The sequence below is a fragment of the Nocardioides albidus genome, assembly GCF_006335005.1.
Taxonomy (GTDB): domain Bacteria; phylum Actinomycetota; class Actinomycetes; order Propionibacteriales; family Nocardioidaceae; genus Nocardioides; species Nocardioides albidus.
The window spans coordinates 249,947-264,326 of sequence record NZ_VDMP01000024.1 but is presented as its reverse complement, the minus strand read 5'-3'; the positions used below and the strand labels follow the sequence as shown (position 1 = coordinate 264,326).

Below are 14,380 nucleotides of genomic sequence, written 5' to 3'. Positions count from 1 at the left end.
TGGTGACGAGGTAGCTCACGAAGACCGCGCCCTCGACGTCGCGGTCGGTGCGCGCCAGCGCGACCAGTCCGACGACGAGCTGCGCGAGCATCACGACCTCGACCACGGCCAGCCCGACGAAGTGCGAGTCCTGGGCCGCGCGGTCCCGGATCAGGTCGACCACCAGGAGCACGGCCATCGCGGTGGCGAGCGCGAGCGCGACGCCGTACAGCCAGGGGTTCACGGCCGCCAGCGTAGGCCCGCAGGCTCGTGCGAAACAAAGCTCCGCCCGAGAGGGTTCTCGCGCAAGAATCTTGTGCAGAAGCGCAACTCACGTCGCTTACGTGACGCCGATCACCCTCCGTACGGTTCTCGTCGTGACCTCGACATCGCCCGACGCCCCGGCCGCGTCCTCCCCCGCCCTCCGGGTGCAGCTCACCCGCCGCAAGCCGGTCGAGCGCCTCGTCGCCGATGCCGGCTCCGGAGAGGGAGGCCACCTGCGCCGCACCCTCGGCCTGGGCCACCTGACCATGCTCAGCATCGGCGCGACGCTCGGCACCGGCATCTTCGTGGTGCTGGGAGAGGCCGTGCCCGTCGCCGGGCCCGCGGTCGTCATCTCCTTCGTGCTGGCCGGTGTGATCGCGCTGCTCTCCGCCCTGTCGTACGCCGAGCTGGCCGGGATGATCCCGGCCGCCGGCTCGTCGTACTCCTATTCCTACGCCACGCTCGGCGAGCTCGCGGCCTGGGTGTGCGGGTGGTGCCTGGTGCTCGAGTACGGCGTGTCCGTCGCCGCCGTCGCCGTCGGCTGGGGCCAGTACGTCAACGAGCTGCTCGACGCCACGATCGGCGTGACGATCCCCGACGCGTGGAGCCAGCCGCCCGGGTCCGGGGGCTACTTCAACGTGCCGGCCCTGGTCGTCGTGGTCCTGGCGACGCTGGTCCTCCTGCGCGGGGTCACCGAGAGCGCGCGCGCCAACACGGTCATGGTCGTCATCAAGATCCTCGCCCTGCTGCTGTTCTGCTCGATCGCGTTCACCGCGTTCCGCGCCGGCAACCTGACCCCGCTGTTCCCGCTGGGCCTGGCCGGGATGAGCTCGGGCGCCGCGACCCTCTTCTTCTCCTACATCGGCTTCGACGCCGCCTCGACCGCCGGCGAGGAGGCGCGCGACCCGCAGCGCGACCTGCCGCGCGCGATCATGCTCTCCCTCGGCATCGTCACCGTCCTGTACTGCCTCGTGGCGCTCGCCGCCGTCGGCGCCCTGCCCTGGGACCGGTTCGAGGGCACCGAGGCCGCGCTGGCCCGGATCGTCGACCAGTCGGGCGGCGGCTCGCTCGCGGTGGGCCTGCTGTCCCTCGGCGCCGTGGTGGCGATCGCGAGCGTGGTGCTCACGGTCCTCTACGGGCAGATCCGGATCCTCTTCGCCATGTCGCGCGACGGTCTGGTCCCGCCGCTCTTCTCGAAGGTCGACGCGCGCACCGGTGTCCCGCGGGCCAACACCCTCGTGGTCGGGCTGTTCGTCAGCCTCCTCGCGGCGTCCGTCCCGCTCGGCGAGCTCGCGAACGCCACCTCGATCGGCACCCTGTTCGCGTTCGCCCTGGTCAACGTCGCCGTGATCGTGCTCCGCCGGACCCGGCCCGACCTGCCGCGCACCTTCCGGGTCCCGTTCGCCCCGGTCGTGCCGGTGCTGGGCGCGCTGCTGTGCGGCTACGCGATGCTCAGCCTCGGCGCCTCGACCTGGATCGTCTTCGTCGGCTGGATGGTGCTCGGCCTCGGCCTGTACGCCGGCTACGGGCGTCGCCACTCCCGGCTCGCCGACACGGCCCCGGAGGGCGTCCTTCCGACACAATGAGCGCATGCAGCTCGATCAGCTCGACCGCCTGATCATCGGCGTCCTCCTCGAGGACGGCCGAGCGACCTTCGCCCAGATCGGCGACCGGGTCGGGCTGTCGGCTCCAGCGGTCAAGAGACGGGTCGACCGGCTCGTGGCGTCCGGTGCGATCACCGGCTTCACGGTGCGGGTCGCCCCGTCGGTCGTCGGCTGGGCGACCGAGGGCTTCGTCGAGATCTACTGCCGCGGCTCGACGACGCCCGCCGAGATCCTCAAGGCCGTCGACCGGCATCCCGAGGTCGTCTCGGCCTCCACGGTCACCGGCGAGGCCGACGCGATCCTGCACATCCTCGCCTCCGACATCCGGCACTTCGAGCAGGTCGTCGAGCGGATCGCGAGCGAGCCGTTCATGGTGCGCACCAAGAGCGAGCTCGTGCTCTCACCGCTGGTACGACGCGAGCAGGGCAGTCTCCCCGAGTGAGTCGCCCAGACTGCGCAACGGATCGCCACCTCTGGTGGATTCCACGCAATCAATCGTTGCCAGCGGGCAATGCAGACGGCTCGATCTTGTGTCCGCCCGGCCCTAGTTTTGTCCCGTGACCGACACCACCCGCGCCGACCAGCTCGTCGTCGCCGTCTGGCAGCCCGACGGCCCCCTGCTCGACGTCCCCGCCGCGCTGACCTCGCTCGCCGCCGTCGCGGGCGACGCCGCCGCGCGTGGCGCCCGGCTCCTCGTGTGCCCGGAGCTGACCCTCACCGGCTACGACATCGCGCCGCAGGCCGCCGAGATCGCCGAGCCGGCCGGTGGTCCGATGGCGCAGGCCGTCGCGGAGCTCGCCCGGCGTCACGCCCTGGCCATCGCGTGGAGCTGGCCCGAGCGCGACGGCGAGCAGGTCCACATCTCCGCCGAGATCGTCGACCGGGACGGCACGGTCCTGGCCCGCCACCGCAAGGCGCACCTCTACGGACCGGACGAGGCCGGCGCCTACGTGCCCGGCGACGGGACGCCCGCCGTCGGCGAGATCGACGGCTACCGGGTCGGCCTGCTCGTCTGCTACGACGTCGAGTTCCCCGAGCAGGTCCGGATGGTGGCCCTCGCCGGCGCCGACCTGCTCGCCTGCCCGACCGCCCTGATGGCGCCGTACGACGCCGTGAGCACGCTGCTGGTGCCGGCCCGCGCCTTCGAGAACCAGATGGCCGTCGCCTACGCCAACCGCGCCGGCACCGAGAACGACCTGACCTACACCGGCCTGAGCTGCGTCGTCGGACCCGACGGCGTCGACCTGGACCGCGCCGACGAGCGGCCGACCCTGCTCGTCGGCACGCTCACCTCGGCCGCGTTCGACGACGCGCGCCGTGCCAACACCCACCTGGCCGACCGCCGGCCCGAGGTCTATGGAGGACTGACCCGATGACGACCGGCCAGACCACGCCCGACGCGGCGCTCACCCAGCCCGCCGACATCACGATGCTCGGCCCCGACTTCCCGTTCGGGTACGACGAGCACCTGGCCCACCCGGCGGGCCTCGGCTCCGTGCCGCCGGAGCAGCACGGCCGCGAGGTCGCCATCATCGGCGGCGGCCTGTCCGGCATGGTGACCGCCTACGAGCTGATGCGGATGGGCCTGCGGCCCGTCGTCTACGAGGCCGACCAGATCGGCGGGCGCCTGCGCTCCCAGCCGTTCGGCGGCGCGCACGGTCCCATCGCCGAGCTCGGCGGCATGCGCTTCCCGCTGTCCTCGCGCGCGCTCTTCCACTACATCGACCGGCTCGGCCTGCGGACCGCGCCGTTCCCCAACCCGCTCTCCGAGGCGACGCCGAGCACCGTCGTCGAGCTCGGGGGCGAGTCCTTCTACGCCCGCGGGTACGACGACCTGCCGGACTTCCTCAAGGACGTCGCCGACGCCTGGCACGAGGCCCTCGGCGAGATCGGCTTCGCCGAGATGCAGCAGGCGATCGCGCAGCGCGACGTCCCCCGCCTCAAGGAGCTGTGGAACCAGCTGGTCCTCAGCCTGGACGAGGAGACGTTCTCCGGCTTCCTCGCCAACTCGAAGGCGTTCGGCGCGCGCAGCTTCCGCCACCGCGAGGTCTTCGGCCAGGTCGGCTTCGGCACGGGCGGCTGGGACACCGACTTCCCCAACTCGATGCTCGAGATCCTGCGGGTGATCTTCACCAACGCCGACGAGGACCACCAGATGATCCGCGGCGGCGCCCAGCAGCTGCCGGTCGGGCTGTGGCGCGACACCCCGGACTGCGCGCACTGGCCCGCCGGGACGTCCCTGGAGATCCTGCACGGCGGCGCGCCGATGCCCGGCGTCGCGCGCATCCACCGCGGTGAGGACGGCCGGATCGAGGTCACCGACCGCTGGGGCTCCACCCGCTCCTACGACTCCGTGGTCGTCACCTGCCAGGTGTGGCTGCTCTCCGCGCGCATCGACGTCGACGAGACGCTCTTCTCGCCCGACATGTGGATGGCGATGGAGCGCACCCACTACATGCAGTCGTCGAAGACGTTCGTCCGCGTCGACCGGCCGTTCTGGAAGGACGTCGACCCGGCCACCGGGCGCGACGTGATGAGCATGACGCTCACCGACCGGCTCAACCGGGCGACGTACCTCCTCGAGGATGACGGCGCCGCGTCGATCTGCCTGTCCTACACGTGGAACGACGACGCCCTGAAGTGGCTGGCGCTGCCGGTCGAGGAGCGGGTCCGGCTACAGCTGCACTCGCTGCGCAAGATCTACCCGGGCGTCGACATCGCCTCGCACATCGTCGGCGACCCGATCACCGTCTCGTGGGAGTCCGACCCCAACTTCATGGGCGCGTTCAAGGCCAACCTGCCGGGGCACTACCGCTACCAGCGGCGGCTCTTCACGCACTTCGTGCAGGACGAGCTCCCCGAGCACCGGCGCGGCATCTTCCTGGCCGGCGACGACATCTCGTGGACCGCGGGCTGGGCCGAGGGCGCGGTCACGACCGCCCTCAACGCGGTGTGGGGCGTGGCTCGGCACTTCGGCGGCGGGAGCGCCCCGGAGAACCCGGGGCCCGGCGACCGGTTCGCCGAGCTCGCGCCGCTGGCCCTGCCCGACGGGGTCTGACGGGGCGTTCCTAGACTGTCGCCGTGCCTCACGCTCCAGACCATGCTGTCGAGGTCGACGGACTGGTGATGAGGTACGGCGACAAGCTCGCCGTCGACGCGCTCTCCCTGACCGTCGAGCGGGGCACCATCACCGCGGTCCTGGGCCCGAACGGCGCCGGGAAGACCACCACGCTCGAGACCTGCGAGGGCTACCGACGCGCCCAGGCCGGGACCGTCCGGGTCCTCGGCCTGGACCCGGTGCGCCAGCGCGCCGCGTTGTTGCCGAGGATCGGCGTGATGCTCCAGTCCGGCGGAGCGTGGAGCGGTGCGCGGGCCGAGGAGATGCTGCGCCACTTCGCCCGGCTGCACGCGCATCCGCAGGACGTCGGCCTCCTGATGGAGCGGTTGGCCCTGCACGAGTGCGGCCGGACGCCGTACCGCCGGCTCTCGGGTGGCCAGCAGCAGCGGCTCGGGCTCGCGCTCGCCCTCATCGGGCGTCCGGAGCTGGTCTTCGTCGACGAGCCGACCGCCGGGATGGACCCCCAGATCCGCCGGGCCGTGTGGGAGCTGCTCGAGGAGCTGCGCGCCGCGGGCGCGACCGTCGTGCTGACCACGCACTACCTCGAGGAGGCCGAGCGCCTCGCCGACCGGGTCCACATCCTCGACCGCGGACGCCTGGTCGCCAGCGGGACGCCGCTCGAGCTCACCCGCGGCGGCACGGTCGCCACCATCCGGATCGTCGTCACCCAGCCCTTCCCGGAGGGAGCGCCGGCGGAGCTGGTCCGCGCGCTCGGCGACGGGACGGAGCTGACCGTGCTCGACCCGCTGAGCCTCCAGCTCTCCGGACCCGCCGACAGCTCCACCCTGGCCACCGTCGCCAGCTGGTGCGCGAGGCACGACGTCCTGCCCGAGTCGCTGTCCCTGGGCCAGCGCAACCTCGAGGACGTCTTCCTCGAGCTCACCGGCAGGGAGACCCTGTGACGACCTTCGCGCCGGCACCCGGCGCCGCCCCCGTGGCCCGTCAGCTCCTGGCCCAGGCCGGGATGGAGGCGCGGCTGATGCTGCGCAACGGCGAGCAGCTCCTGCTGGCCGTGGTCATCCCGGTGATCGTGCTCGTCGGCGCCGTGCGCGGCATCGAGCGCGTCGGCCTGGACCTCGACGGCCGGCCGATCGACGTCCTCACGCCCGGCGTGCTCGCCCTGGCGGTGATGTCGACGGCGTTCACGTCGCTCGCGATCGCCACCGGCTTCGAGCGCCGCTACGGCGTGCTCAAGCGGCTCGGCACCGCTCCCCTGTCGCGCGCGACCCTGCTCGGCGGGAAGGTGCTCGCGCTGCTGCTGGTCGAGGTGTTCCAGTTCGTCGTGATCGGCGGGGTCGGCTTCGCGCTCGGCTGGTCGGGCCCGTCGGGTCTCGGCGGAGTGCTGGCCCTGGTCGTCGCGGCCCTGTTCGGCACCGCGGCCTTCGCCTCGCTCGGGATGCTGCTCGCCGGCTCCCTGCGGGCCGAGGCCACCCTGGCCGCCGCGAACCTCGTCTACCTGCTCCTCCTCGCCGGCGGCGCCGTGATCCTCCCGGCGTCGCTGTACGGCGGCCTCGGGGACGTCGTGCGCTGGCTGCCCTCGGGGGCGCTCGGCGAGGCGGTCCGCTCCGCGTGCGACGGAGCGGTCGCCGTACGCGATCTGGTCGTGCTGCTCGTCTGGACCGTCCTCGGCTCCGCCCTGACCGCCCGGACGTTCAAGTGGGAGTGACCGTGTTCCTCAGCCGCCGGCTGGTGCCGCTCGCCTGGGCCAACCTCGTCGCCAACATCGGCATCGTGGTCACCGGCGGCGCGGTGCGCCTCACCGGGTCGGGACTCGGCTGCCCGACCTGGCCGAAGTGCACCGAGGAGTCCTACACGACCCACGGAGCCCTGGGCGTGCACGGCGTGATCGAGTTCGGCAACCGGCTGCTGACCTACGTCCTGCTCGCGATCGCCGTGGCCTTCGTCGTCGCGGCCTGGCAGCGCGGTGGGCGCGTGCGCACCCTCGGACTGGTCGTTCTCGCCGGCATTCCGGCCCAGGCGGTCGTGGGTGGGATCACCGTTCTCACCGACCTGAACCCCTGGATCGTGGCATTCCATCTGCTCGTGTCGATGGCGATGGTCGGCGTCTGCGTCTGGATCCTGGACGAGCTGGTCGGGCCCGCACGTGCGGGGGCGTCCGCGGCTGCGGGACGGCTGGCGCGGGCCACCTTCGTCGTGGGCTGGCTGGTGCTGTGGCTCGGGACCGTCGTCACCGGCTCCGGCCCGCACTCCGGCGACCTGGACTCCCGTCGTACCGGGCTCGACCCCGAGATCGTCTCCCACGTGCACGGCTTCTCGGTGTGGCTGCTCGTCCTCCTCACCGGCGCCCTGTTCCTGACCGCTCGCAAGCACGGCGCCCGCGCGCTCGCCCGCTTCGCCGGCGTACTCCTGGCGGTCGAGCTCGCCCAGGGTCTCCTCGGCTACGTCCAGTTCTTCACCGATCTCCCCGAGATCCTGGTCGGCCTGCACATGCTGGGCGCCGCGCTCGTGGCAGCAGGCCTCGCCCGCGTGGTCGTCACCACCCACCCCCGTTGAGTTTCCCCCATCTCACCGTTGAGTTGCCTCGAACTACATGTCGAGTTGCCCCGAACTACATGTCGAGTTGCCCCGACCCGGGGCGTGCGGCAACTCAACGGTGAGTTTGGGGCAACTCAACGGTGAGTTCGGGGCAACTCGACGCGCTCAGTGCAGCAGGGGGTCGATCGCGACGGCGACGAAGAGCAGGCTGAGGTAGAGGTTCGAGGAGTGGAACAGCCGCATCGGCTGCAGCACGCTCAGCTCGTCGGAGGTCTTCGCCCGGCGGTGGAGACCGTGGGCCTGGACCAGGAAGACCGCTCCGAGGACACCCGCGGCGACGGGGTAGACGGGGCCGGTGCCGGCGACCGGCCACAGCAGCAGCGAGGTCGCCACCATCACCCACGAGTAGACGACGATCTGGAGTGCGACGACCCGCGCCGACTTCACGACCGGCAGCATGGGGACGTCGACCTGCGCATAGTCCTCGCGATAGCGCAGCGCGAGCGCCCAGGTGTGCGGCGGGGTCCAGAAGAACACCACGGCGAAGAGCACGATCGGGACCCACGAGAGCTCGCCGGTGACGGCGGTCCAGCCGATGAGGGCTGGGAAGCAACCGGCGATCCCGCCCCACACGATGTTCTGGGTCGTGCGCCGCTTGAGCAGCATCGTGTAGACGAAGACGTAGAACGCGTTGGCGCTCACCGACAGGATCGCGGAGAGCGGGTTCACCCATGCCCAGAGGATGACCGTCGACAGCACACCCAGCACCACGCCGAAGACCAGGGCAGCACCGGGAGTGACGATGTGGCGCGGCAGCGCCCGACGGCGGGTACGTCGCATCTGCTCGTCGATGTCGCGGTCGTAGACGCAGTTGAACACCGAGGCGGAGCCCGCGGACAGCGTCCCGCCGACCACAGTGGCGACGACCAGGCCGAGGGCGGGCACCCCGCGCGCGGCGAAGAACATCACGGGCACGGTCGTGAGGAGCAGCAACTCGATGACCCGGGGCTTGGTCAGCCCGACGTACGCCATGACGACGTCGCGGAAGGTCGCCTTCTGCGGTCCCTCGTCGTCAGCCAGCAGATCAGGGCTGGTCGGGTCGACGTAGGTCACGGCAAAGTTCCTCGAAGGGCCTCGCGGGCAGGGGGCGGAGCGGTCCGAGTGTAGCCCGAGACGAGCGTCGGCCGGGCACCGAGCCGATGTCGCGCTCGCCACGGGGCTCGGTAGGCTCGGAGCCATGATTCCGGAGCTGGACTGGACCGACCTCGACGGCAAGGCTGTCGACACCGCACGCGTGCTCGCGATGGACGCCGTCCAGAAGGTCGGCAACGGCCACCCGGGTACGGCGATGAGCCTGGCGCCGGCGGCGTACCTGCTGTTCCAGAAGGTGATGCGGCACGACCCCGCCGACCCGTCGTGGATGGCTCGCGACCGCTTCGTGCTGTCCTGCGGACACTCCTCGATCACGCTCTACACCCAGCTCTTCCTCGGTGGCTTCGGCCTCGAGATCGGCGACCTCCAGGCGCTGCGCACCTGGGGCAGCAAGACCCCCGGTCACCCGGAGTTCGGCCACACCGCCGGCGTGGAGGTGACCACCGGCCCGCTCGGCCAGGGCGTCGCCAACGCCGTCGGCATGGCGATGGCCGCCCGGCGCGAGAAGGGCCTGCTCGACCCGGGGGCCGGCGACGGCCCGTCGCTGTTCGACCACCACGTCTACGTGCTGGCCTCCGACGGCGACCTCGAGGAGGGCGTGAGCAGCGAGGCGTCCTCGATCGCCGGCACCCAGGAGCTCGGCAACCTCACCGTCATCTACGACGCCAACCGGATCTCGATCGAGGGCGACACCCACATCGCGTTCAACGAGGACGTCGCCAAGCGCTACGAGGCCTACGGCTGGCACGTCCAGACCGTCGACTGGACCGGCACCGACCACAACGACCTCGCCAACTACGAGGAGGACGTGCCGGCCCTCTACGCCGCCATCAAGGCGGCCGACGAGGTCACCGACCAGCCTTCGCTGATCGTGCTCAAGACGGTCATCGCCTGGCCCGCCCCCAATGCGCAGAACACCGAGGCGGCCCACGGCTCCGCACTCGGCGCCGACGAGGTCGCCGCCACCAAGCAGATCCTCGGCTTCGACCCGGACAAGACCTTCGAGGTCCCCTCCGAGGTCCTCGACCACACCCGCGGCCTGCTCGAGCGCGGCAAGGTCTGGGCCGCGGAGTGGAACGAGAAGTACGACGCGTGGGCCGCCGCCAACCCCGAGCAGGCCGCCCTGCTCCACCGGATCAAGGAGCGCCGCCTGCCCGACGGCATCGAAGAGGCGCTGCCGGTCTTCGAGGCGGACGCGAAGGGCGTCGCCACGCGCGCTGCCTCCGGCAAGGTCATCAACGCCCTCGCGCCGCTCATGCCGGAGCTGTGGGGCGGCTCGGCCGACCTCGCCGGCTCCAACAACACGACCATCAAGGACGCGAAGTCGTTCCTCCCGCTCGACCGCTCGGTCGAGGAGTGGCAGGGCGACCCCTATCAGGGCCGCGTGCTGCACTTCGGCATCCGCGAGCACGGCATGGGCGCGATCATGAACGGCATCGCCGTCCACGGCGGCACCCGCGTCTTCGGCGGCACCTTCCTCACCTTCTCCGACTACATGCGCGGCGCGGTGCGCGTCGGCGCGCTCATGCAGGCGCCGGTCGTCCATGTCTGGACCCACGACTCGATCGGCCTCGGCGAGGACGGTCCGACGCACCAGCCGATCGAGCACCTCGCCGCGCTGCGTGCGATCCCCGGCCTCGACGTCGTCCGCCCTGCCGACGCCAACGAGACCGCTGCCGCCTGGCTGCAGGTGCTGCGCAACAGCGACCGCCCGGCCGGGCTGATCCTCAGCCGCCAGAACGTCCCGACCTTCCCGCGCGGCACCGACGGCTACGCCACGACCGAGGGCGTCGCGAAGGGTGGCTACGTCCTGCTCGAGGCCGACGGCGGCCAGCCCGACGTGGTCCTGATCGCGACCGGCTCCGAGGTCCAGTACGCCGTGGCCGCGCGTGCCCAGCTCGCCGCCGAGGGCGTCAACGCGCGGGTCGTCTCCATGCCCTGTCAGGAATGGTTCGAGGAGCAGACACAGGCCTACCGCGACGCGGTCATCCCGCCGACGGTCAAGGCGCGCGTCTCCGTCGAGGCCGGCATCAAGCAGGGCTGGCGCGAGTACGTCGGCGACAAGGGCCGGATCGTCAGCATCGAGCACTACGGGGCCAGCGCCGACGCCGGCACCCTGTTCCGCGAGTTCGGCTTCACGCCCGAGGCAGTCGTGCAGGCCGCCAGGGAGAGCATCGCCGCCGCCGCACGCGACTGATCCGCACGCATCCACCGCAGCAGGAGGAACTCATGACCGATCGACTGAAGGCCCTCGCTGACGCGGGGGTGTCCATCTGGCTCGACGACCTGTCCCGGGAGCGGATCGAGACCGGCAACCTCGCCGAGCTCGTCCGCGACCGGTCGGTGGTGGGAGTCACCACCAACCCCACGATCTTCGCCGGGGCGATCGCCAACGGCGAGCGGTACGACGCGCAGGTGCGCCAGCTCGTGGAGGGCGGCGTCGGGGTCGACGAGGTGATCTTCGCGCTCACGACGGACGACGTCCGCAACGCCTGCGACGTCCTCGCCCCGGTGGCCGCGGAGCACCCGGCGGACGGGCGGGTCTCGATCGAGGTGGAGCCGACCCTGGCCAACGACACCGAGGCCACCGTGGCGTCGGCGAAGGCCCTGTGGGAGGCCGTCGACCGGCCCAACGCCCTGATCAAGATCCCCGCGACCCTCGAGGGGCTGCCGGCCATCGCCGCGACCATCGCCGAGGGGATCAGCGTCAACGTCACCCTGATCTTCTCCGTCGAGCGCTATCGCGCCGTGATGGACGCCTACCTCACCGGCTTGGAGCGGGCGCGCGACGCGGGCATCGACCTGTCGACGATCCAGTCGGTGGCGTCGTTCTTCGTCTCGCGCGTCGACACCGAGATCGACGCCCGCCTGGACAAGATCGGCACCGACGAGGCCCTCGCCCTGCGGGGCAAGGCCGCCGTCGCCAACGCGCGGCTCGCCTACGCCGCGTTCGAGGAGGTCATCGCCTCCGATCGCTGGCAGTCGCTGGCCGCGGCCGGGGCCAACCCGCAGCGCCCGCTGTGGGCCTCGACGGGGGTGAAGAACCCGGCGTACCCCGACACCCTCTACGTCACCGACCTCGTCGTCGCCGACACGGTCAACACGATGCCGGAGAAGACGCTGCAGGCCTTCGCCGACCACGGCGAGGTCGAGGGCGACCAGGTCACCGGCAAGGCGGACCAGGCGCACGAGGTCTTCGACCGGCTCTCCGCGGCGGGCGTCGACCTCGACGACGTGTTCGTCGTCCTCGAGACCGAAGGCGTCGACAAGTTCAAGGTCTCGTGGACCGAGCTCGTGGAGACCGTGGAGGGCCAGATGGAGAAGGCGCGCTGACGGCCATGCCGACAGCAGCCTCCCCCATCGACCCGACCACCACCGACGCCTGGCGGCGGCTGACCGAGCTCGCCGCCGCCTACGAGCCCGACCTGCGGCGCGCGCTCGCCGACGAGGAGTGGGTACGCCGATCGACGCTGACCGCGGGCGATCTGCGCGTCGACCTGTCCAAGAACCTCGTCACACCGGAGATCTGGAAGGCGCTGCGCGACCTGGCGGCCGAGGTGGGCCTGGAGGCCCGCCGCGACGCCATGCTCGCCGGCGAGCGGATCAACGTCACCGAGGACCGCGCCGTGCTGCACACCGCGCTCCGGCTCCCCCGCGACGCGTCGTTGGAGCTGGACGGGCAGGACGTCGTCGGCGACGTCCACGAGGTCCTCGACCGGGTCTACGCGTTCGCCGAGGACGTGCGATCGGGCACGTGGCGCGGGTTCACGGGCCGGCCGATCCGGACGGTCGTCAACATCGGCATCGGCGGCTCGGACCTCGGCCCGGTGATGGCCTACGAGGCACTCAAGGCCTACGTGCAGGACGGCCTGGAGTGCCGCTTCATCAGCAACATCGACCCGACCGACGCGGCCGAGACCCTCGCCGGACTCGACGCCGAGACCCTCGCCGGACTCGACGCCGAGACGACGCTCTTCATCGTCGCGAGCAAGACCTTCGGCACGCTCGAGACCCTGACCAACGCGCGGTTGTGCCGCTCGTGGCTCCTCGACGGGATCCGCGCCGCGGACGCCGACGCGGGCCGCGAGGACGGGCCGATCGTGGCTCGCCACTTCGTCGCCGTGTCGACCGCGCTCGACAAGGTGGCCGAGTTCGGGATCGACCCCGCGAACGCCTTCGGCTTCTGGGACTGGGTCGGGGGCCGCTACTCCGTCGACTCGGCGATCGGCACCTCCCTCGCGGTCGCGATCGGCCCGAAGCGGTTCCAGGAGTTCCTCGCGGGCTTCCACGCCATCGATGAGCATTTCCGCAGCGCTCCTCTCGAGGCCAACGTCCCGGCTCTGATGGGTCTGCTGAACGTCTGGTACACCAACTTCCTCGGCGCCTCGTCGCACGCCGTCCTGCCCTATGCGCAGTCGTTGCACCGCTTCGCGGCGTACCTCCAGCAGCTCACGATGGAGTCCAACGGCAAGAGCGTCCGCTGGGACGGCACGCCGGTCGCCACCGACACCGGTGAGGTGTTCTGGGGCGAGCCGGGCACCAACGGTCAGCACGCGTTCTACCAGCTGATCCACCAGGGGACCCGGTTGATCCCCGCCGACTTCATCGCCTTCGCCACGCCCGCCCACCCGCTCCGCGACGGCGACACCGACGTGCACGAGCTGCTGCTCGCCAACTTCCTCGCGCAGACCAAGGCGCTCGCGTTCGGCAAGACCCCCGACGAGGTGCGCGCCGAGGGCACCGACGAGGCGATAGTGCCGGCGCGGGTCTTCCCGGGCAACCGGCCGACGACGTCCATCATGGCGCCGGCGCTCACGCCGACCGCGCTCGGTCAGCTGATCGCGCTCTACGAGCACATCACCTTCACCCAGGGCATCGTCTGGGGCATCGACAGCTTCGACCAGTGGGGCGTCGAGCTCGGCAAGCAGCTGGCCATGCAGATCGCCCCCGCGGTGGCCGGCGAGGCCGGCGCGCTGGCCCAGCAGGACGCCTCCACCCGCGCGATGATCGACTACTACCGGGAGCAACGAACGCGATGACCGACCGGCCGCAGCCCCTGATCGAGGTCCACGACGACGCGGACGCGCTGGCGACGGCGGTCGCCGGCGAGCTCCTCAACCGGATCGCCGACGCTCAGGCGGCCGGCCAGGTGCCGCACATCGGCCTCACCGGCGGGTCGATCGCCGAGGCCGTCCACCGTGAGATCGCACGCCTCGCGCCTGAGTCCGGCGTCGACTGGGGTGGCGTGGTGATCTGGTTCGGCGACGAGCGCTTCGTCCCCTCCGACTCCCCCGACCGCAACATCAACCAGGCACGGGCGGCGTTCCTCGAGGAGGTCGGCGCCTTCCGGGTGCACAGTGCGCCGGCCGCCGACGAGGTCGCCTCGGCCGAGGAGTCCGCGGCGTCGTACGCCGACGCCTTCCGGGCCGAGGGCAGCGGCGACTTCGACGTGCTGATGCTCGGCGTCGGTCCCGACGGCCACGTCGCCTCGCTCTTCCCCGGACACCCCGGCCTGGACGCCACGGGCGCGATCACCGTCGCCGTCCACGACTCCCCCAAGCCCCCGCCCGACCGGGTCAGCCTGACCTTCGAGGCCCTCAACCGCGCCCAGTCCGTGTGGTTCCTGGTGAGCGGCGAGCCCAAGTCCGACGCCGTCCGCCGCGCCCTGGCCGACGACGGCTCGATCGCCGAGACCCCCGCCCGCGGAGTCGCCGGCAAGGCGGAGACGATCTGGTTCCTCGATCGCCCCGCGGCCTCCCTCATCTGA

The 14,380-nt window shown here is 71.6% G+C and carries 12 protein-coding genes and 1 pseudogene; 11 read left to right on the top strand and 2 right to left on the bottom strand.

Going from position 1 to position 14,380, the window contains the following annotated elements:
- Positions 1-223, bottom strand: a pseudogene (locus tag FHP29_RS21715) (hypothetical protein); the annotation flags it as partial.
- 133 nt (positions 224-356) lie between these two features.
- Between FHP29_RS21715 and FHP29_RS12210 the strand changes: the two are divergent.
- From FHP29_RS12210 to FHP29_RS12180, 7 genes are all read left to right on the top strand, one after another.
- Entirely contained in the window at positions 357-1,829 is a 1,473-nt protein-coding gene (locus FHP29_RS12210; protein ID WP_139623120.1) for an amino acid permease, read from the top strand.
- A gap of 4 nt (positions 1,830-1,833) precedes the next feature.
- The gene (locus FHP29_RS12205; RefSeq protein WP_139623119.1) at positions 1,834-2,289 is read left to right on the top strand and encodes an Lrp/AsnC family transcriptional regulator; all 456 of its coding nucleotides are present in this window, start codon (positions 1,834-1,836) and stop codon (positions 2,287-2,289) included.
- A 115-nt stretch (positions 2,290-2,404) separates the two neighbouring features.
- Positions 2,405-3,223, top strand: coding sequence for a carbon-nitrogen hydrolase family protein (locus FHP29_RS12200; RefSeq protein WP_139623118.1), 819 nt, complete (start codon positions 2,405-2,407; stop codon positions 3,221-3,223).
- The gene (locus FHP29_RS12195; protein ID WP_139623117.1) at positions 3,220-4,905 is read left to right on the top strand and encodes a flavin monoamine oxidase family protein; all 1,686 of its coding nucleotides are present in this window, start codon (positions 3,220-3,222) and stop codon (positions 4,903-4,905) included. The genes FHP29_RS12200 and FHP29_RS12195 overlap by 4 nt, the downstream gene beginning before the upstream one ends.
- A 23-nt stretch (positions 4,906-4,928) precedes the next feature.
- On the top strand, positions 4,929-5,867 hold the full coding sequence (locus FHP29_RS12190) for an ABC transporter ATP-binding protein (RefSeq protein ID WP_240044469.1): 939 nt from the start codon (positions 4,929-4,931) through the stop codon (positions 5,865-5,867).
- Positions 5,864-6,631 (top strand): ABC transporter permease, encoded by a 768-nt coding sequence (locus FHP29_RS12185; protein ID WP_240044468.1) that lies wholly within the window; start codon positions 5,864-5,866, stop codon positions 6,629-6,631. Before FHP29_RS12190 ends, FHP29_RS12185 begins: the two co-directional genes overlap by 4 nt.
- A 2-nt stretch (positions 6,632-6,633) precedes the next feature.
- Positions 6,634-7,479: a COX15/CtaA family protein gene (locus tag FHP29_RS12180; RefSeq protein ID WP_240044467.1), complete on the top strand. Its 846-nt coding sequence runs from the start codon at positions 6,634-6,636 to the stop codon at positions 7,477-7,479.
- Positions 7,480-7,626: 147 nt separating this feature from the next.
- On the opposite strand, the gene FHP29_RS12175 is transcribed toward FHP29_RS12180, so the two are convergent.
- The gene (locus tag FHP29_RS12175; RefSeq protein WP_420813419.1) at positions 7,627-8,544 is read right to left on the bottom strand and encodes a heme o synthase; all 918 of its coding nucleotides are present in this window, start codon (positions 8,542-8,544) and stop codon (positions 7,627-7,629) included.
- 154 nt (positions 8,545-8,698) lie between these two features.
- Here FHP29_RS12175 and tkt point away from each other — a divergent pair, with 154 nt between their 5' ends.
- From tkt to pgl, 4 genes are read left to right on the top strand one after another with little or no spacing between them, the layout of a single operon-like run.
- Complete coding sequence (gene tkt, locus FHP29_RS12170; protein WP_139623115.1) at positions 8,699-10,810, top strand: transketolase; 2,112 nt, start codon at positions 8,699-8,701, stop codon at positions 10,808-10,810.
- Positions 10,811-10,842: 32 nt separating this feature from the next.
- Positions 10,843-11,946: a transaldolase gene (gene tal / locus FHP29_RS12165; RefSeq protein WP_139623114.1), complete on the top strand. Its 1,104-nt coding sequence runs from the start codon at positions 10,843-10,845 to the stop codon at positions 11,944-11,946.
- Between the two features lie 5 nt (positions 11,947-11,951).
- On the top strand, positions 11,952-13,652 hold the full coding sequence (gene pgi / locus FHP29_RS12160) for a glucose-6-phosphate isomerase (protein ID WP_139623113.1): 1,701 nt from the start codon (positions 11,952-11,954) through the stop codon (positions 13,650-13,652).
- Positions 13,649-14,380: a 6-phosphogluconolactonase gene (pgl, locus tag FHP29_RS12155; protein ID WP_139623112.1), complete on the top strand. Its 732-nt coding sequence runs from the start codon at positions 13,649-13,651 to the stop codon at positions 14,378-14,380. Before pgi ends, pgl begins: the two co-directional genes overlap by 4 nt.